Annotated in this window: 24 protein-coding genes and 1 other annotated feature; of the genes, 4 read left to right on the forward strand and 20 right to left on the reverse strand. The window is 39.3% G+C overall.

The genetic code is table 11. The features are described from left to right. Positions 1-61 precede the first annotated feature (61 nt). From H5R88_RS06625 to H5R88_RS06640, 4 genes are all read left to right on the forward strand, one after another. Entirely contained in the window at positions 62-337 is a 276-nt protein-coding gene (locus H5R88_RS06625) for an acylphosphatase (RefSeq protein ID WP_182577799.1), read from the forward strand. Between the two features lie 98 nt (positions 338-435). Next, the gene (gene yidC, locus H5R88_RS06630) at positions 436-1,386 is read left to right on the forward strand and encodes a membrane protein insertase YidC (RefSeq protein WP_182600576.1); all 951 of its coding nucleotides are present in this window, start codon (positions 436-438) and stop codon (positions 1,384-1,386) included. 61 nt (positions 1,387-1,447) lie between these two features. Then, on the forward strand, positions 1,448-1,858 hold the full coding sequence (locus H5R88_RS06635; protein ID WP_182600577.1) for a peptide deformylase: 411 nt from the start codon (positions 1,448-1,450) through the stop codon (positions 1,856-1,858). A gap of 138 nt (positions 1,859-1,996) precedes the next feature. Continuing rightward, positions 1,997-3,313: an MATE family efflux transporter gene (locus tag H5R88_RS06640; protein ID WP_505187748.1), complete on the forward strand. Its 1,317-nt coding sequence runs from the start codon at positions 1,997-1,999 to the stop codon at positions 3,311-3,313. Between the two features lie 495 nt (positions 3,314-3,808). Here the strand turns inward: H5R88_RS06640 and H5R88_RS06645 are convergent, their stop codons facing one another. From H5R88_RS06645 to mutM, 20 genes are all read right to left on the reverse strand, one after another. Continuing rightward, positions 3,809-5,284 carry a HAMP domain-containing sensor histidine kinase gene (locus H5R88_RS06645; RefSeq protein WP_182577795.1) on the reverse strand — a complete coding sequence of 492 codons (1,476 nt, stop codon included), beginning with the start codon at positions 5,282-5,284 and terminating at the stop codon, positions 3,809-3,811. A 12-nt stretch (positions 5,285-5,296) separates the two neighbouring features. Continuing rightward, a complete protein-coding gene (locus H5R88_RS06650) occupies positions 5,297-5,983 on the reverse strand; it encodes a response regulator transcription factor (protein ID WP_003664091.1) in 687 nt (228 codons plus the stop codon). Positions 5,984-6,205: 222 nt separating this feature from the next. Continuing rightward, entirely contained in the window at positions 6,206-6,385 is a 180-nt protein-coding gene (gene rpmF / locus H5R88_RS06655; protein ID WP_003664092.1) for a 50S ribosomal protein L32, read from the reverse strand. A gap of 54 nt (positions 6,386-6,439) precedes the next feature. Further along, positions 6,440-6,997: a DUF177 domain-containing protein gene (locus tag H5R88_RS06660; RefSeq protein ID WP_182577794.1), complete on the reverse strand. Its 558-nt coding sequence runs from the start codon at positions 6,995-6,997 to the stop codon at positions 6,440-6,442. Between the two features lie 129 nt (positions 6,998-7,126). Next, positions 7,127-8,260 (reverse strand): nucleotidyltransferase, encoded by a 1,134-nt coding sequence (locus H5R88_RS06665; protein ID WP_182600579.1) that lies wholly within the window; start codon positions 8,258-8,260, stop codon positions 7,127-7,129. Between the two features lie 11 nt (positions 8,261-8,271). Beyond that, positions 8,272-9,012 (reverse strand): class I SAM-dependent DNA methyltransferase, encoded by a 741-nt coding sequence (locus tag H5R88_RS06670; RefSeq protein ID WP_182600580.1) that lies wholly within the window; start codon positions 9,010-9,012, stop codon positions 8,272-8,274. Beyond that, positions 9,012-9,368, reverse strand: a complete 357-nt coding sequence (gene rsfS / locus H5R88_RS06675; protein WP_182577791.1) for a ribosome silencing factor — start codon at positions 9,366-9,368, stop codon at positions 9,012-9,014. The genes H5R88_RS06670 and rsfS overlap by 1 nt, the downstream gene beginning before the upstream one ends. Beyond that, on the reverse strand, positions 9,368-9,982 hold the full coding sequence (gene yqeK, locus H5R88_RS06680; RefSeq protein ID WP_182577790.1) for a bis(5'-nucleosyl)-tetraphosphatase (symmetrical) YqeK: 615 nt from the start codon (positions 9,980-9,982) through the stop codon (positions 9,368-9,370). Before yqeK ends, rsfS begins: the two co-directional genes overlap by 1 nt. Further along, positions 9,975-10,619 carry a nicotinate-nucleotide adenylyltransferase gene (locus H5R88_RS06685; RefSeq protein ID WP_182577789.1) on the reverse strand — a complete coding sequence of 215 codons (645 nt, stop codon included), beginning with the start codon at positions 10,617-10,619 and terminating at the stop codon, positions 9,975-9,977. Before H5R88_RS06685 ends, yqeK begins: the two co-directional genes overlap by 8 nt. Positions 10,620-10,640: 21 nt before the next feature. Continuing rightward, positions 10,641-10,952, reverse strand: a complete 312-nt coding sequence (gene yhbY / locus H5R88_RS06690) for a ribosome assembly RNA-binding protein YhbY (RefSeq protein ID WP_003664099.1) — start codon at positions 10,950-10,952, stop codon at positions 10,641-10,643. Between the two features lie 23 nt (positions 10,953-10,975). Continuing rightward, complete coding sequence (gene yqeH / locus H5R88_RS06695; RefSeq protein ID WP_182600581.1) at positions 10,976-12,103, reverse strand: ribosome biogenesis GTPase YqeH; 1,128 nt, start codon at positions 12,101-12,103, stop codon at positions 10,976-10,978. After that, positions 12,096-12,626 (reverse strand): YqeG family HAD IIIA-type phosphatase, encoded by a 531-nt coding sequence (locus H5R88_RS06700; protein WP_182577786.1) that lies wholly within the window; start codon positions 12,624-12,626, stop codon positions 12,096-12,098. The genes yqeH and H5R88_RS06700 overlap by 8 nt, the downstream gene beginning before the upstream one ends. Positions 12,627-12,778: 152 nt before the next feature. Further along, positions 12,779-13,132, reverse strand: a complete 354-nt coding sequence (gene rplT, locus H5R88_RS06705) for a 50S ribosomal protein L20 (RefSeq protein ID WP_003664105.1) — start codon at positions 13,130-13,132, stop codon at positions 12,779-12,781. 44 nt (positions 13,133-13,176) lie between these two features. Next, the gene (gene rpmI / locus H5R88_RS06710) at positions 13,177-13,374 is read right to left on the reverse strand and encodes a 50S ribosomal protein L35 (protein WP_003664106.1); all 198 of its coding nucleotides are present in this window, start codon (positions 13,372-13,374) and stop codon (positions 13,177-13,179) included. 22 nt (positions 13,375-13,396) lie between these two features. Then, positions 13,397-13,909 (reverse strand): translation initiation factor IF-3, encoded by a 513-nt coding sequence (infC, locus tag H5R88_RS06715; RefSeq protein WP_003668486.1) that lies wholly within the window; start codon positions 13,907-13,909, stop codon positions 13,397-13,399. Between the two features lie 42 nt (positions 13,910-13,951). Further along, positions 13,952-14,088 (reverse strand) — a sequence feature (ribosomal protein L20 leader region). Positions 14,089-14,134: 46 nt separating this feature from the next. Further along, entirely contained in the window at positions 14,135-15,076 is a 942-nt protein-coding gene (dnaI, locus tag H5R88_RS06720; protein WP_182600582.1) for a primosomal protein DnaI, read from the reverse strand. A gap of 20 nt (positions 15,077-15,096) precedes the next feature. Then, on the reverse strand, positions 15,097-16,458 hold the full coding sequence (locus H5R88_RS06725; RefSeq protein WP_182577784.1) for a replication initiation and membrane attachment family protein: 1,362 nt from the start codon (positions 16,456-16,458) through the stop codon (positions 15,097-15,099). 17 nt (positions 16,459-16,475) lie between these two features. Next, entirely contained in the window at positions 16,476-16,940 is a 465-nt protein-coding gene (nrdR, locus tag H5R88_RS06730) for a transcriptional regulator NrdR (protein WP_182577783.1), read from the reverse strand. A 45-nt stretch (positions 16,941-16,985) separates the two neighbouring features. Beyond that, positions 16,986-17,585 (reverse strand): dephospho-CoA kinase, encoded by a 600-nt coding sequence (gene coaE, locus H5R88_RS06735; protein WP_182600583.1) that lies wholly within the window; start codon positions 17,583-17,585, stop codon positions 16,986-16,988. A gap of 3 nt (positions 17,586-17,588) precedes the next feature. After that, a complete protein-coding gene (gene mutM / locus H5R88_RS06740) occupies positions 17,589-18,419 on the reverse strand; it encodes a DNA-formamidopyrimidine glycosylase (protein ID WP_182577781.1) in 831 nt (276 codons plus the stop codon). Between the last annotated feature and the right edge of the window lie 9 nt (positions 18,420-18,428).

Raw genomic sequence — 18,428 nt, forward strand, 5'->3', positions numbered from 1 at the left:
CATGTTCTTGTTGTACAATTGTTATTAACTAATAATAAGTTTTTATTAAGGAGTTTTAATTATGATTAATTACCATCTTATAATTACCGGCCGCGTTCAAGGAGTTGGTTTTCGTTGGAGCGTTTATCAGTTAGCACGGAATGCTGGAATAGAAGGAATCGTTATGAATAAGGACGACGGAAGTGTTTATTGTGAACTGCAGGGACCCATTGAGATTGTCAAACAATTAATTACAAAAATTAAGGCCGGTCCCACCCCCTACGCGCGAATTAATAAGGTTAAAATCAGTACAGGAACCCCGCAAAACTACCATCATTCATTTCAAATCACTCATTAGTTCGCGATTAGCGGTAGAATTCAATTCCTGAATAGAGTAAAATACGTACTATTAACGTAATTAATACACAAACAAATAAGGGAGTTTGATTCATTAATATGAAACGAAAACGAATAACGATCGCTAGCGGACTTTTTACCCTCCTGCTGCTTCTTAGCGGCTGTGTACGAACTACCAAGAGCGGTCGGCCATATGGGTTTGTCTACGATTATATGGCTAAACCAATGCAGCACTTAATGGAATGGTTAGCCGGCCATATGGGTAATAACTACGGCTGGGCAATCATTGTAATTGTAGTAGTGGTGCGAACAATTCTTTTACCAGTGATGTTCTCACAAATGAAAAAATCAACCATTATGCAAGAAAAAATGTCCAAGGTTCAACCATTGATTAAAGAACTAACAGAAAAACAAAAAGCGGCTAAAACCCCTGAAGAACAGGCCGCTGTTAGTCAACAAATGATGGCTCTTTACCGTGATAACAATATCAGTTTAACGGGCGGAATTGGATGTTTGCCATTATTAATTCAGTTGCCAATTTTTGCTGCCTTATACGCTGCCATTCGTTATTCTCCAGACCTTTACCACGCAACTTTCTTTGGTATTCCGCTTGGTAAACCCAGCATTATCTTAGCAGTCTTATCTTTTATCGCTTATGCTGCCCAGAGTTATCTTGGACTTGTCGGTGTTCCTGAAGCCCAGAAGAAACAAATGAAGGCTGCCATTTGGATAAGTCCATTCATGACCTTCTTCATCTCAATTACTTCTTCTGCTGGATTAGGGCTCTACTTCTTCATCGGTGGACTATTTGCCATCCTACAAACATTGATGATCAATGCTTATCGACCACGGATTCGTCGCCAAATTGAAGAAGAAAGTAAGAATAACCCAATTAAAATGCCTAAAGCACCAGTAATTAACACTCCTAGTTCTTCAACTAAACCAATTAATGCAATTGACCAATTACGCAAAGGTGATACAAAACCAAATAATCAAGCAAATTCTAATCGCCAACGTAATGCTGGGAAACAACATCATCATAACAATTAACTATTAAAAAGCTGGGAGAAAGCAAACGTTTTTCCCAGCTTTGTTTTTTCAGGAGGAAACCATGATTAAACCAATTATTGAAGATCAACAGTTGCTTGCCACCAAATCAACCCCCGTAACCAAAACTGATTTGTCACTTGCAAATGATCTTATTGAAACGCTTAATGCTCATCAAGCTGAATGTGTTGGAATGGCTGCCAACATGATTGGCGTAAATAAGAATGCAATTATCGCGCGGATTGGTCCCTTTAATGTCGTAATGTTCAACCCACAAATTATCACTAAAAGCCACCCTTACCAAACTACAGAAGGATGTCTTTCATTAAGTGGTACCCGCCCCACTAAGCGTTATAAGCAAATTACCGTTAAGTTTCGTAATCAGAATTGGCAAGTGCAAACTTTAGAGCTTACGGATTTTGCTGCCGAGATTGTTCAACATGAAATTGACCATTGTAATGGAATTATAATATAAGCAATAAGAATATTTGCTAAAATATCAATAGATGAAATAAGGAAAGTAGAATCGCCGGGTTTTACAACAATTTAATTTATGCTTCTCAAACAGGCGTCCAATAAGGGGGATGGGAGCAAGTTTTGTGGAGGTTTTAATATGGATTCAATGTCAATTACAAAAGAGGTGCGGCATTATGTTAGTCGTAACGTTGCCGCAACACTGGGGATGTCAATGTACGTTATTATTGACACCCTTTTTATTTCAATCGCCGCAGGAGCTTTAGGATTAACAACTCTTAACTTGGTTCTTCCCTTATTCAATGTTTTCAATGGGATGGGGCTTTTGCTAGGAGTCGGTGGTGCCACTATCTTTTCGTTAAATAAGGTTATGCATCCTGAAAGAATAAAATCATTATTTAGTCAACTAATGATTTTTGCCTTTACTTTTGGTCTTATTTTAGCAACCCTATTAAACATCTTTGCTATACCGATAGTTAATTTTCTAGGGGCAGATGATGCAACTCGTCAGATGGCAATCATTTATTTACGAATAGTTTCATGGAGTGGGCCGCTCTACATGATTAACTATATTGCAATTAATTTTATTCGTAACGATGGCAATCCCACTTTAACAATGAAGGCCACCCTAACAGAAACATTATCTGTTATTCTCATCGACTGGTTCTTTATCTTTGGAATAGGGCTTAAATTAGAAGGAGCCGCCTTAGCAGTCTTATTCTCACCAGCAATCAGTTTGGCTGTTCTAAGCTTTCACCATAAGTTTACCAAACGACAATTAGAATGGCACTGGGTGGTCCCGCAACTAAGAAATATTTGGTACTCAGCACGGTTAGGAGTCGCTTCAGCATTAAATGAATTAAGTACTGGTGTCAGTATCTATTTCTTTAACCATGTTTTATTGCAACTGGCTAATAACTATGCTGTTGCTGCATATGGAGTGATATCCAATATCGCCATTGTTGTCCTTGCAATTGCTAATGGGGTAGCACTTGGTGTTCAACCCCTTGCTAGTCGTGAATTTGGTAAACATGAATATAAGAACGTGTCGATGACGCTAAAAAACGGAATTATCATTACCCTCTTTTTAGCTACCATCAGCTTTATTATCCTCATTACTATTAAACACCCAATTATTGAAATTTTTAACGCTTCCCATTCAAGCCAACTTCTTGCCTATGCTAGTGTTGGCCTCCCAATTTACTTTATAAGTGTCTTCTTCAGTGCGTTAAATCTCCTGTTTATTCTCTTCTTAACGGCAATTGGCTCAGCGCGGGCATCATTCTCTTTATCGATTCTTCGTGGTTATATTATTCTCCTTCCGGCTATCTTTATTCTAGCAAAGGTTGCCGGAATTAACGGGGTCTGGGCAGCAGTCCCTTTTACGGAATTTGTCATTACTTGTATCGGGGGGATTATAATTTACCAGCGACTTAAAAAATTAAATAAAGATTAAAAAGGTCGAGAGTGAAAAACAAAGGTTGGTTGCCACTTCCGGCCTTTTGATCTACTTTGATGCGTAATTATAGAAAATCTAAACCACACTTCTAAAGAAAAACGAACCAAAAACCGTCCAGAATACATTTTGGAAATCATGCTCGATAAGAAGTTAACATTTGATTTTACAATGATCTGTCTGTAATTAACACTAAATCTAGTCCTCAAAATTATTAATACATAACTACCAATTGTTAAAAGCAAACCAATAACCAGGTCACGTAGAAATGTTTTGGCGGGATTTTCATGCTATCGGGATCCTCCTCCCTAGGGTTCTCCATCCCACCCTACGCATAAATTGCGTAAACAACAAATGAGATAATCACAATCGAAGTTTTGAAAATAAGATTAGTTGGTAAAGCATTTGAATAAAAGCGTTTTGTAATAAAAAAGTGAGGATAGAAGCAAAAGGTTTCCAGTCATAATATCGCTTCTATTCTCACATCTTAAATATTTACTTTTTCGTCTCTGGATCTTCAATAATCGGTAAAATGATTCTAAATAATGATCCTGCACCAACTGAGCTCTCTAAGGTGATTGAACCATGATAACCTTCAATTAGTCGCTTGGCAATCGATAAACCTAATCCGTTGCCACCTTTTTTACGACTACGGGCCTTATCTACTCGATAGAACCGATCAAAGACCCGTTTTACGTTTTCCGGCGAAATCCCTTCACCAAAGTCTTGAATACCGATCTCAACCGTGTTCATCCCCCGTGAAAGAATCATATGAATTTCTTTATGGTCATCGGTGGAATACTTGACGGCATTATCACATAGGATTACAAGTACCTGTTCAAGATGATCTCGATAAATATCAACCATGATTGGCTCTTTAAGGTCGTCATCCAACCGAAATGTAAAGTCTGGGTATAACATCTTAAAGTTATTGTAGACTTGGTAAACAACATCATTAACAATTGTATGTTGGTTACGGAAATTGATCTCAATTTGCTCTGCCCGGCTTAAATCAAGCATTTCTTGAACTAAATTTTTCATTCGGCGTGTTTCAATCAACGTTGCATTAATTGAATCATCCAGCACTTTCGGATCATCTTTCCCCCAGCGTTGAAGCATCTCTAAATGCCCTTGAATAATTGCAACAGGTGTCCGTAATTCATGACTAACATCACTGACAAACTGTGACTGCTGGTCGATATACCGCTGCATCCGATCAAGCATCTCATTAAACGTCATTATCAGTTCTGCTAGTTCATCATTACGATTGGTCGTTGGTACCCGGACATCTTTCGTCGGGTCTGCACTAATCTCCTTAACCGTATCATGAATACCATCCAATGGCCGGAGCAGAAAAAGGGAAAGGAAGTAGCCTAAGAGCCCACTCGCAATCACAACAAGGCAAAGGGCCAAGATACATACTAATGCCAACTGATGATAACTTTGCATATAGGCATCAAGATTATTTTCAACTTGTAGGTACCCAATCAACTGCCGATTATTTTGCCCATAGATTGGCATCTGACCGACCAACACATCATGATCGGGACCAGCAGCAACATGAATATTGCGGTTAGCCGTAAACTGTGGTTTTTTAATATAGTGCCCAGTACTCAAAATATTATTTCCATCAGGATTGTAAACATTAACAACCAAGTGTCCATCACTTAATTCCTTAATGACCGGTCGTTTATATTCCTGTCCAGAAATAATATTTGATCGATTTCTGTCTGGATCAATAAGATGACTAATATTCTTCTTGGTTAAGGGTTTATTAACAGTACTCAATTGTGTACTAATATTGGTCATCCCTTGATTTAACAACTGTCTTTCCTGATGAAACAAGTTTTGTGTAAATGCACTAAACAGCGCCATGGCAACGATACAAAAGATGACTAATGAACCTAATGCCGTTCCAGCTGCCCACTTAATTTTTAGTGAGACAAACTGTCTTTCATCTTTTTGCTTCATAATTGATCATTCCTAGGAGCGAATCACATACCCAGTACCACGAACCGTCTGGATGTAACTCTTTTCACCAGGACGGTCAATCTTATTCCGTAAGTACCGAATATAAACATCAACAACATTGGTTTCTACTTTTGAATCATATCCCCAAACCTTGCTCAAAAGGTCTTTTCGTGACATAACAACATTGATATTTTCCATCAAAATCAACAACAACTCATATTCCCGCTTTGTGAGGTTAATTACTTCATCGCCACGACGAACAACCCGGTTCTCTTTTTCAATCGTAAGATCCTTGTAATTGACCGTTGTTTGATGTTCCTTATTATTGCCATCTTCAATACTGATACGCCGCAATAATGCCCGTACTCGCGCAAGAAGTTCTTCAATCGCAAATGGTTTAACAATATAATCATCGGCCCCATGATCTAGTCCAGAGACACGGTCAATAACAGAATCACGAGCGGTCATAATAATAATTGGGGTATCTTTTAATTCACGAACCCGCCGTGCAACTTCAATCCCATTTAACTCTGGGAGCATCAAGTCTAGCAAAATCACGTCAAAATCTTGATTTAAGGCTGCTTCCAATCCGGCACGGCCGTCCAGCTCAACGTCCGTATCATATCCTTCATGCTTTAATTCAAGTTCAACAAAGTTTGCTAAATTTTCCTCATCCTCAATAATTAAAATTCGACTCATTAATAACTCACCTACTATAATAATCTTTTTTACTTGTTATACGTATTAATAAAACACAATAATTTTATCACAATTTTTTAATAAACCCTAGTATTCTCTATACTAAAAATCTCGATTTATCAAGGAATTAGATTATATCATTTTTCACTTATAAATTCTTAGAAAATTTTAAAATAAAAAAACTATCCTAGGTCCGGCGCCTAAAGGATAGTTTTTTATTAATTAGTTGTTAGTGTTAACAACTTGCTTGCCGTCGTAGTAACCACAACTAGGGCATACCATGTGTGACTTACGAAGTTCACCACAGTTTGGGCAAGGAGTAAGGCCAGGTACATTTAACTTGATGTGACCCCGACGCATACGCTTCTTAGTCTTTGAAGTCTTCCGTGCTGGAACAGCCATGTTTGACACCTCCTAAGAAATTAGAATTATCCACAAATGGTTTTTAACCGTCCGCTATTTTTTGTTATCCTGATCAGGAAAAAGGTTTTGCAACTTAGCGAGACGTGGATCAACTTTGTCAGCTTTCTGCTGCTGGGCCTTGTAGTCATCTTCAGAGATAACACTCCAACCCTTTCCATTTGGCATTGGTTTGCCAGACTTTTCTTCGGCAGAAAGGACCCGTAGTGGTACCTGTTCAACGATATTTTCCGCTAGTGCAGTATCAAAATCAATTGAATCACCTTTTTTAATAAGGAAAACAACCTCATCTTCATCCTCATAGCGGGCAAAATGTGAACGATCATCGATATACGTCTCTGAGAACGTAAAATCGAGTGGTAATTGAACGGGTGTTAACGAGCGACTAGATGGAACGGTTAACGTCGTCGTAACATGAGCGCTAATCGTTGCATCACCATCGTTATAAGTAACGTAACCATCAACTTTAACTGGTTGAACAGCTAAAATAATATCTGGAAACAGCTTCGTTAATGATGCGTTCAGATCAAAAGTACTTTGAATATGAAGTGGTTCATCTTGGTAACGATGTAATTCAGCTAACGACCATTTCAACGTACTAACCTCCTAATGCAACATGTGCAATTATACTAGTCCCCTAATAGGTTGTCAACGTTTTTTCCTTGACAACCTATTAGAAAACCAAAGCTACTTAGAATATTTTACCAAACTTTATCAAAGACGTTAATTAATAATTATCGGTGGATGCTTTAAATCTTGTTCAATTGGCGTAAACAGTTGATACAGCTTACCAGCGCGATAATCAAGGTTGAGCAATTGATCACGCATTTCCTGATCTACTTTTGTAATCAGCGGAAGATCAACCTGCTGTTTCACTTCATGAAGATATTCACGGCCTCGTTTATTAAAGGCCAAGATATGAAGATAAGGACTTTTACTATGTTTATCCACTTCTTCTTGGGTAATCTGCAAAATAGTGTATAAATAAACTCGTAATAAATGGGCATAGGTATACCGCTTAGTCTTGGTGAATTTCATAAATGAGCTAAAGTCAAGACTCCGCTGGGCAGCCTCCTTCATCCGATATTCTAATCCTTCTACCATTAAGTAAGTTGACTGCAGGGTCGAAATAGGTGCTTGGATAAGCTGATTACGTAATAATGGATAAAGTTCTGTCCATGAAGGAATTTCCTTAATCATCGCCAATATATCTCCCATTACCTGTGGAACAGTTGGCCTGTAATCATCCTTTTCAATAATTGCCTGCCTAATTGCACTTGCACTTGCAATCTTTCCCTTAATTTGCTGATCATGATAGTTGCTCCCTTGCCGCTTGATAGGAAGCAGATCAAAACGATAATCCTGATTAATTTTAGCTTTAGTATAAGCAAAAGCCAAAATATCATTGGGATCACTGAGCGTGACACCGGTTTGTTCTTTTAATTGTTGGTTAAATTGGGTGGCATAAGTCGCATTATACTTATTAAAGCTTTCCCGGTTAAAATCTTTTTCGGCCTTTACCAAGCGTGAAAAATCCCATTCTGGATGCTCGCTACCGAATACAATCGCATCAACGCCAATTGCATCCAAGAGACTGAGAGCTCCTTTTGCAAAACGGTGTGCTGGTTGGACGGCGTAAAAAATCGGCAATTCAATTACAAGGTCAACACCATTCACTACTGCCGCCCGAGCCCGTGACCATTTATCAACGATGGTCGGTTCTCCACGCTGGGTAAAATCACCACTCATTACTGCCACTGTTACATCTGCCCCGGAAATTTTTTTTGCTTGCTGAAGGTGGTAGCGATGCCCATTGTGAAATGGATTATATTCAACCACCATCCCTACTGCTTTCATTTGAAGTCTCCTTATTTATGACACTTAAAGAACAATCGTGTTGGATTTTTTTCTTTTATCGCAGTCGAAAAATTCGATCCCACTTCAACGGAATTAAAGCCAGCTTGGGATAACATCTGCTTTAACAAAGGTAATTCATAAGCACGTTCATAATGAGTTTCACCAACACGATCATAACGACCATCAGCATCCCTAGTAAAAAAAGCTAATTCATGAATGACCCCATGATTAACATCATCATCTTTAAAAGACTGCCACATAAATGCCCGTTGATGATCTTCATCTTCATAGTTGAACATATATCCCGGATAAATGACATCAGTTTGATAAGTTGAAATAACATCAAATAACAAGACACCACCATCTTTCAAGTGATGAGCAATCTCACTAAAGGTCTTTTGAACGGCTGCTGCATCGGCCAAATAACAAAAGGAGTCTGCATAACAGGTGATCGCATCATACTGCGGAAAAGCACATAGATCCTGCATATCTGCTTGTCGGAGATGCAGATTGACCCCGGCTTCCGTTGCATGTTGATCGGCAATACTAAGCATCTCAGCAGAAAAGTCAGCAACAGTTACGTCAAATCCACGAGCAGCGAGTATCACTCCTAACCGACCACTACCACCAGCTAAATCTAAAATACTGTTAGTATTAGCAGGAAGGTTTTTAATAGTAAATTCTTCCCATCTCTGGTACATTTCAGGATCAAAAAGCTGGTCATATAATTGAGCAAAACTTTGGTAAATCATTAATCATTAATCCAGTCGTTAATATTGACAAGTGGTGCATCTGCCCATAATTTTTCAAGGTTATAGAATCGACGGGTTTCTTCACGGAAAATGTGAACAACCACGTCACCAAGGTCAACTAATACCCATTGTGCATGGTTTTTACCTTCAACACTACCAATCTTAACGTTTTCTTCATGCGCCTTCTCAACGATAGCATTGGTGATTGCTTGTACTTGGCGGTCTGATCCCCCCGTCATAATAACAAAGTAATCAGCCATGGGACTAATTTCATCAACTTTAAGGGCTACGATGTCTTCTGCACGACGACCATCGGCAGCCTTAACAACCATTTCTAATAATTGTTTACTATCCATTAATCTATCTCTCCTTCGTATTGTGGAACCCAGGCATTATAGGTATCAATTGTCTTTGGATATACCGGCTTACCATTTTCAATCAAATAAGTCAGCGTATGTTTTGTTTGATAAGCAACCCCAGCTTGAAGGTTTGCTGCTGTGATTACACGTGCCTTTTTTACGCCCGCAAAATCGCGACCCGGTTCAATATAATCAGCCATGTAAATAATTTGCTCAAGCTTCGTCATTATTGGCGCACCAGTAGTATGGTGACGAACCGCATTTAAGATATCTTCATCCCAAATGCCTAATTCATCCTTAATTAGCTCTGCACCAACCACGCCATGCCAAATTGCATTTCCATAATCTAAGAGCAGCGGGTTTAGCCCTTTTTTCTTAATTTCGGCAATAAAATCTTCAGCAGGACGCTGTTTGGCATAATCATGACACAGGCCTGCAATACTAGCTTTTTCAACATCAACCCCGTATTGCTCAGCTAACTTAATCGCTGTCTCTTCCACACGTAACACATGCTGAAATCGTTTATCCTTTAACGCTTCTTTAAGGCGGATAATAAGTTCAGACCGCGTCATCGGGATATAATTTTTATTATAAACTAATTCTTCATTCACGATATAATTGATGCTCCTCAATAAACTTTCTTACGGCATCGGGTACCATATACTTGATCGATTGACCACGTTGAACTCGCTGCCGAATATCGGTTGAACTAAAATCAACTGTCGGGACATCCACCCAAATCACTGGGTAGCGTGTCTCATTCTTCGCTCTTTGACGGTGAACACCAACAAAATGGAAACGCGGCAAACGAATTAGGTCATTAATCCGGTACCACTTGTTAAGGTAATCAACCATATCGCCGCCAATAATAAAGTAATAATCAACATTAGGATGCTTATCTAACAGATCCTTAATAGTATCGTAAGTATAGCTAACCCCTCCTCGCTCTAACTCTGCATACTCAATTCCTAAAAATGGATTATCGGTAACTGCCAATTTGAGCATCTGCAGCCGTAATTGCGGATCAAGCGAATCTTTATGATCAACATGGGGAGGTTTAGCATCCGGTAAAAGATCAACCCGATCAAGACAAAGGGCATGGCCAACTTGATCGGCCATAAATAAGTGAGCATTGTGAACCGGATTAAATGTTCCCCCATAGAGACCAATACGTTTGTGCCGGCCACTAACCTTTGTCTGTGGCTGTGCCTGCGTTTGCACCTTATCTACTACACTACAGCTTTGCAAAACCGTCACTCCTACTTTTACTTAGATTTCAGCTACCCGTGATGACAGTTCACGTGCATCTTTATTTGCCGAAACCTTAAATAAAACCAATACTCGACCAATAACTTGCACCACTTGAATTGAAGTTTTTTCTTCAATCAACTCACGAACTTCATCAGTTGTAACATCTGAATTCTGCAAAATGCTAACCTTAATTAATTCTCGGCGATCGAGTGCGCCATCTAATTGGGCAAGCCAATTATCAGTCAAACCATCTTTACCTACCGAAAATAGTGGTTGAAGGTGGTTTGCTTGTGCTCGTAAAAATCGTTTTTGTTTTCCTCTTAATTGCATAAGTGTTTCCTTTCAAATATTAATTAAATCATTGCGCGCCGTACAAGAGCTCCGACACCCTTAGGAACCCATGCAGCAACTGTCGTTTTTGCGGGAACGGTAATCCACCCCAGTCCTTCAAAAACAATATCGCTCTTTTCTGTAATATGGAATTCATTGCGTTCTAATGGCGGAAATCCATCTTTTTCATCACTAGTCGGTGGAGTAAGGAGGTCTCCTAAGTGTTTAGCATAGAAATTATCAGCATTACTTAGCTTTGTTCGGTGAATTGGTAAATTATTATCAAAGTAAGCAACCATACTTGCTCGTTCACCATGAAGATAATCAAACCGCGCAACTCCACCTAAGAACAATGTTTGACCATCATTTAGTTGGTAAGTCTTTGGTTTAATTTCTTTTTGTGGAGCCACAATCTTCAAGTCTTTTGGCGATAAGACATGGGCCATTTGTTCTTGGTGGATAATTCCAGGAGTATCAACTAGAACATGCCCATCATCAAGTGGAATTTCAATTTTATCAAGAGTAGTTCCCGGGAAGCGTGAAGTTGTGATCAATTCTTTGACTCCCGTACGTTGCTTGATGATTTGATTTATTAATGTTGATTTTCCAACATTGGTAACACCAACAACATAAACATCTCGATTGTGCCGGTACTTTTCAATTACATCAAGTAAGTGGTCAATCTGATGGTTCTTTTTAGCTGAAACAAGAACGGTATCAATTGGGCGTAATCCAGCAATATTTGCCTGTTGACGAATCCAATCAGTCAACTTGGGCCGCCGTAGAGAACGTGGCAGCAAGTCTTCCTTATTTCCAACTAATAATACTGGATTATCACCAACAAAACGGTGCAAACCCGGGATTAGGCTCCCATTAAAGTCAAAAACATCAACAACATATACAATTAAAGCATTGGCATCCTGAATCTGATTTAATAGGCGCAAAAAGTCATCATCGGTTAATGAAACCGGAGCAATTTCATTGTAATGTCGCAAACGGAAACACCGCTGGCAATATAACTCCCCAGTCTCTTTTCCCTTCTCAAGAGCAGACCTAGGTGTATAGCCCAAACCATTAGGATCTTCCGTTTGGATAATACTCCCACAACCTATACAACGTAATTCTTCAGTTTGATGTTCTTGTTCAGTCATTCAAATCCTCCTGCCATTTTAAATCTGGATATTTTTTATTTAAGCTTTTCCAAACACGACGTTCGAAAAAGCGGTTAATACGTGTATCCCACTTATCCGTATTTAACAGTGGACGTACTAAGATACTTCGAATGCCGGCTTGGTTAGCCGCGGCAATATCAGTTAATAGCTGATCACCAACCATCACCACTTCATTTTTTGTTAAATTAAGTTTTTTTCGTGCACGATCAATCCCAAAACTTAAAGGCTTCAATGATCGCGAAACAAACGGAAGGTCAAAGCCATCAACAGCCTTTCCTACTCGATCCTTACTATTATTAGAAATAACAATTAGTGGAATATGGGCTTCTCGTAAAGAATCCATCCATTCCTTTAATTCTGGAGTTCCATCTGGATTATTCCAAGCAATCAAGGTATTATCCAGGTCACTAAAAACTGCTCGCACTCCCTGCGCTTTCAATTGGGCAGGAGAAACAGAATATATTGTATTAACCATCCATGTTGGTTTAAATATCTCTAACAAAGTCGCACCTCATCAAATTTAATATTCCAATCGGTAACCCGATTAAATGTTCTAGTATTTTATTATATCGTGTGCTTTACTCGGAAAGCAACTAAATTAAAAAAGCCGCTTATCATGCATATGCATCATAAGCGACCGAAGATTATTTAGGCTTAGTTAAGAGCTTTCTTAGCTTCGTCAACGAGTGCCTTAAATGCATCTGCATCGTTAACAGCTAAATCAGCTAACATCTTACGGTTAATATCAATATTAGCAACTTTTAAGCCGTGCATTAACTTGCTGTAACTAATGTCATTCATACGTGCAGCAGCGTTAATTCGAGCAATCCAAAGTTCACGGAACTTACGCTTGTTGACCTTACGATCACGGAAAGCGTAAGTGTAACTCTTCATTACTTGGTCTTTAGCAGTCTTGAAAAGACGGTGCTTTGATCCACGGTAACCCTTTGCTAACTTCATAATGCGCTTGCGACGTGCACGCGTAACAGTTCCACCTTTAACTCGCATGTTGAAATCCTCCTACGTATATTAAATAGTTATTTTTGTGAAGTTTACTTAAATGGTAATAACTTCTTGTAACGCTTTACGTTGGTCTTGTCCATCATGCTCAAACCACGTAATTGACGACGTTGCTTCTTAGTCTTACCGTGGAAACGGTGACTAGTAAATGAGTTTCCACTCTTGAATCCACCATTAGCTGTACGCTTGAAACGCTTGGCAGCGGCACGGTTACTCTTCATCTTTGGCATAACTAATTCCTACCTTCTTAAATTAATTCTTTGCTTTATCAGCAGCCGGAGCAAGAGTTAAGAAAATACTCCGCCCTTCCATCTTCGGACGTTGGACAACAGTAGCGATGTCTGAAGTTTCTTCAGCCATCCGTTCAATCATGTCACGACCGATATCCTTGTGGGTAATAGCACGACCACGGAAACGTAACGAAATCCGTACCTTATCGCCCTTTTCAATGAACTTACGAACACGCTTTAACTTAACATTAAAGTCATTAGTATCAATTGATGGACTAAGGCGAATTTCCTTAACCGTTATCGTCTTTTGCTTCTTACGAGCTTCACGCTCTTTCTTTTGCATCTCGAAACGGTACTTCCCGTAATCCATAATGCGGGCAACAGCTGGGCGTGCCTTTGGTGCAACTAATACTAGGTCTAAGTTAGCTTCTTCAGCTAACTGTAGTGCTTCACGTTTAGACTTAATGCCCAATTGTTCACCGTTTTGACCGATTAACCGCACTTCCCGTGCACGAATACCGTTATTGACAATCATATCTTGTGCTATGGCAACGCACCTCCAATTTTTTTAGCGAAAGATCAAGCAAAAAAGCGAGGTACAAAAGTACCCCGCTTCATAACAACGACCTTATCCTAGTGGTCAATTATCATTCATCTCGTCAGCCCGGCGATCAGCATCACCTAGGCGAGAAGCGGGTGCTTCTGCTTTTTCTTTCAACGTTTATTAGCTTACTAAATTCAAAGTTTAATGTCAAGAACTTTATCCTTTATCTCGCAAATTCTTTCCTTCCATTTCAATTTCTCGTGATAAGTACTTAATCCTTTCCATAATCCGGGCTGCCTTGAGGGGTTCATTGTCCCCTTGTACATTGATAGCCAGATGGTTATTTTGCAACTCGGCCATTGAAAAATTAGAACTAAAGAAGGTCGGTAATTCCTCTTGCATCCGATACTCTAAAATTACTCCCAAAATATCATCTCTTACCCAAGTGGTCATTGCGCCAGCACCAATATCATCAAGCATTAATATCGGGGCCCGTTTAATAGCGTCCAATTTTTCCCCAGTATTATTTTGCTTAATTGAATTCCGCATCTCAACAGCAAAACTAGGAAAATGAACCATCGTTGTTGCAACGCCCTTACGCTTAGCAAGTTCATTAGCAATTGCGCCAAGAAGATATGTTTTTCCAACTCCAAATTTTCCATATAGGTAAAGGCCTGGTTGAAACTCATCCTTTTGGTAATTATCTGTAAAATCCATAGCTGCCTGAATTGCCTTTGTTCGTGTATCAGTTTGGGTATCTTCATTTAAATAATAGTTATCATATGACGCATTTTTAATAAACTTAGGCATATTAATTGAGTTAACTAACCGTTGAATATAACGCTGACGCTGCTGTTCTAATAACTGTTTAGTCGGAACATAGGTTACGTCAATTTGACCAGCACTGATAACTAATTGTGGGGAATATCCTGGGGCAACAGTTGGCACGCCTTTTTCAATTAATTGCTTTTCATGATAAAACTCATAAAGTTTTGATTGACCTCGTTTAATTGCTTCTTTACTAAGACGGTCTCGATTTTCGTTTAAAAATACTTGCACATCTTTATCCGCATAAACTTGCTTCATCGTTTGTTGAATATTATTTACGATATTTTGACCACGCATTAACTCTTGTAAAGTTTTGTTTAGTGACTGCATGCTGCCACCTCCTTTAGTTACTACTTTTTATTACGGTTAGCGATCCGTTCACGCAGTTTAGCAATTTCTTGTGAAGAAGCCTTTTTCATCAACTCACTCGTATCTTTTTTGCTCCATTCTGGCATCTGTTCCTTAATCGTCTTACGCCATTTATTCTTCTTTGACGTCTTTGCTTCTTTATTTTTTTCTTGCGACCGTTTATTAAAAGTCTTTAATTGAACTATGGCTTGCTCGCCACTAATCACTCCATGCTGGATCCAGTTATTGGCAATTGCATCAACAAAATTAGCTGTCAAAGTGGAATTTCCTCGGTCACTAATCACATACCAAGTTAAGATGTTAATGGCATCTTGGGTAAGCTTTTCCTGCGCTACTAAACCCGTCAGAATATGACGTTCACCGGATGTCACATAGCCGCCAGTTTGACCTTTAAGCACCTGCAGAAATTCAACTGGCGAGTAATCCTTAGCGGTCTCCAACAATTTCCGATCTTTACTAGTCAGCTTATCGTCTTCATTTATCGTCGGCGTTTTCTTTTCGGCTACCTTGGTCGTTGAAGAGTAAACAATATTATAGGTAGACGCTACAATCTGCTTAAATTTTTTCGGATTGAAATGATTATTTTGCAGATCAATCGACCGTAAAACCAATGTCTTCATCGTCGGTTCATCAATCCCATATAACTGATGCTCTAATAATATCAGTTCCCGATTATTTTCCAAGTCCGCACTGATAATTGGCTGATTAGCTAGCAAGTGAATTAAGCTTGGCCAATCAAAGTCATCGGTCATTCCCACAGTTAACTGGGGTTGCTTTTCTACTGGTGATTGTTTTCGGGCCGTTAAGATTGCTTGCGGAGTTTCAGTAATTGACTGAGAATTAATATGGAATTCCTCAAAAAAGTTGTGGCTCACATTAGTTAATGAAGTGTTAGGTGAAGCCAGCTTGTATCGTCGACTTTGCTTAATCAAGCGGTCAAATGCTTCTTCCCCTATTTCTTCTAAAAGTAAAATACTCAGTAAATTATCAGCTAAAAATTTTTCTGGCGTAAGGGTTGGTTGCAAGTCATAAACATATACATCCCCCATATCATCATGCTGAAAATAAGTTTGGACTAAGCCGACAGCCTCTAACCGATGAAGAGCCTCCAGCACTTGTTGGCCACCAGCATTTACCTGGGCTAAAAGGTCACTTTGCAAGGTCCGATTGGCAATTGTGGGGTTAGGCAACAACCGCGCTTTGAGGGCATAAAAAAAGCTAAAAGCGATGGGTCCTAAAATTGGCTGATAAAATGTTGCAAAAGTTTGGTCATTAAAACTAATAAATGCAGTACTGGCAGTAACAACATAGCCCGCTTGCGGATCAAAAGTCGTTGCAGTCATTTTACAGCCCTCCTTAATTATTTTTTATGTTCTGACTTCATCATTGTCTCAAGTTCGCTCATAAAGGCATCAACATCCTTAAATTGGCGATAAACACTTGCAAAGCGAATGTAGGCAATTTCATCGACGTCCTTTAATTCGTTCATCACAAATTTACCAATAATTTGACTGGAAACTTCACTTTCACCAATGCTACGGATTTGTTTTTCCACTTTATCGGTAATTTTGGTCAATCGTTCCATACTAACTGGTCGTTTTTCGGCCGAGCGGACAATCCCATTAAGAATCTTTTGGCGACTGAATTCTTGACGCGTGCCATCTTTTTTAATTACTAGTAGTGGTGTTTCCTCGTACCGTTCAAAGGTTGTAAAACGAAAGCCACAATGAATGCACTCACGACGACGACGAATAAAACTTCCATCCTCGCTTGGCCGACTATCGACAACCCGTGATCCATTTTTGTGACAATGTGGACAGCGCAATGTGTCCCCCTCCTTTATAGTATAAGTACTTTATTTTACCACATTTTATTTTGCTTTTAGCTGATTTATTAGGGATGCGACTTGTTTTTGCAAGGTAACTTGATCGCCATTATTATTTATTTTAAAATCCGCCAGCGCTTCTTTCTCTGATAATAACATTTGGGCATCCATTCGTGCTTGAGCATCCTCTTCGGAACAGTGATCTCGAGCCATCAACCGCTGAAGCTGGGTTTGAGGATCGGCATAAACAACTACAACATAATCACAGTCTTTATCATAATGCTGCTCAAACAATAATGGAACATCTAACACCACTAGTGGAATTTCTTGCTTTTTTAAGGTATTAGCCTTCCAAAAAATGGCATCATAAATTAACGGCTGAAGAATATTATTAAGTTTTTTCAACGCCTCTTTATCATTAAAGACAATTTTAGCCAGCGCTGGGCGATTTAGCTCTCCTGTTGGTAAAAGTATTTTAGGACCGAATACTTTTACAATCCTCGTCAGTCCGACCGAGTCTGGTGTCTGGACTTGCCGAGCCACTTGGTCCGCATCAATCACTGGAATGCCCGCCTGCCGCAAAATATTGCTTACCGTTGTTTTTCCTGTTGCAATTCCACCTGTTAATCCAACTATTTTTGTCATTTTCTATTCCTTCAATGCTTGACAGTGGGGGCAAAATGTCGTGCCGCGCTCAGCAACTTTAATTTTTACCATTTTGGTACCGCAACGCGGACACTTATCCCCCACATGGCCATAAGCTTTTAAGCGGTCTTGAAAAGCACCAGCATTACCAAATGCATTTGTAAAGCTATGAACCGTGGTCCCCTTATACTTAACCGCTGTTGCCAACTCCTTAATAATATTTTCTCGTAATTCAGCAATCTGGTTAGTTGTCAAAGTATTGGCTGGCTGTTCTGGATTTATCTCTGTCATCCATAGGACCTCATCAACGTAAATATTACCTAAGCCAGCAACATGACGCTGATTAAGTAAAAATGGCTTAATCTTGCCCCGACTCTTTTTTAACTCAGCTGTAAAGTATGGCAAAGTAAAGGCATCTTCTGTCGGTTCGGGGCCAATTGTTTTCAGACCGCCAACATTCATCTCGTCACCAGTTTTTACCAACGTCATCCGGCCAAATTTACGGGTATCTTGATAACATAATTCCGTGCCATCTGTAAATTGAAAGACCACATGAGTATGTTTATCAATCGGTCCACCAATCGGTTGATTATAATATTTTCCTTCCATTCGGAGGTGAGATATCATTGTTAAATCGTTAGTAAAACGAAAAAGAAGATATTTCCCGCGTCGGTCAACATTTTTTATCGTCTGTCCGATCAATGCCTGCCGAAAATCTTCAACGTTATTGGTAATCGTCTTACCATAGTAAACATCAATTGCATTGATTTTACGGTTAACGGCAATCTTTAGCAAACCGCGACGAACAGTTTCAACTTCTGGTAATTCAGGCATTTAATTCCT

Source organism: Limosilactobacillus agrestis (assembly GCF_014145585.1).
GTDB classification, from domain to species: domain Bacteria; phylum Bacillota; class Bacilli; order Lactobacillales; family Lactobacillaceae; genus Limosilactobacillus; species Limosilactobacillus agrestis.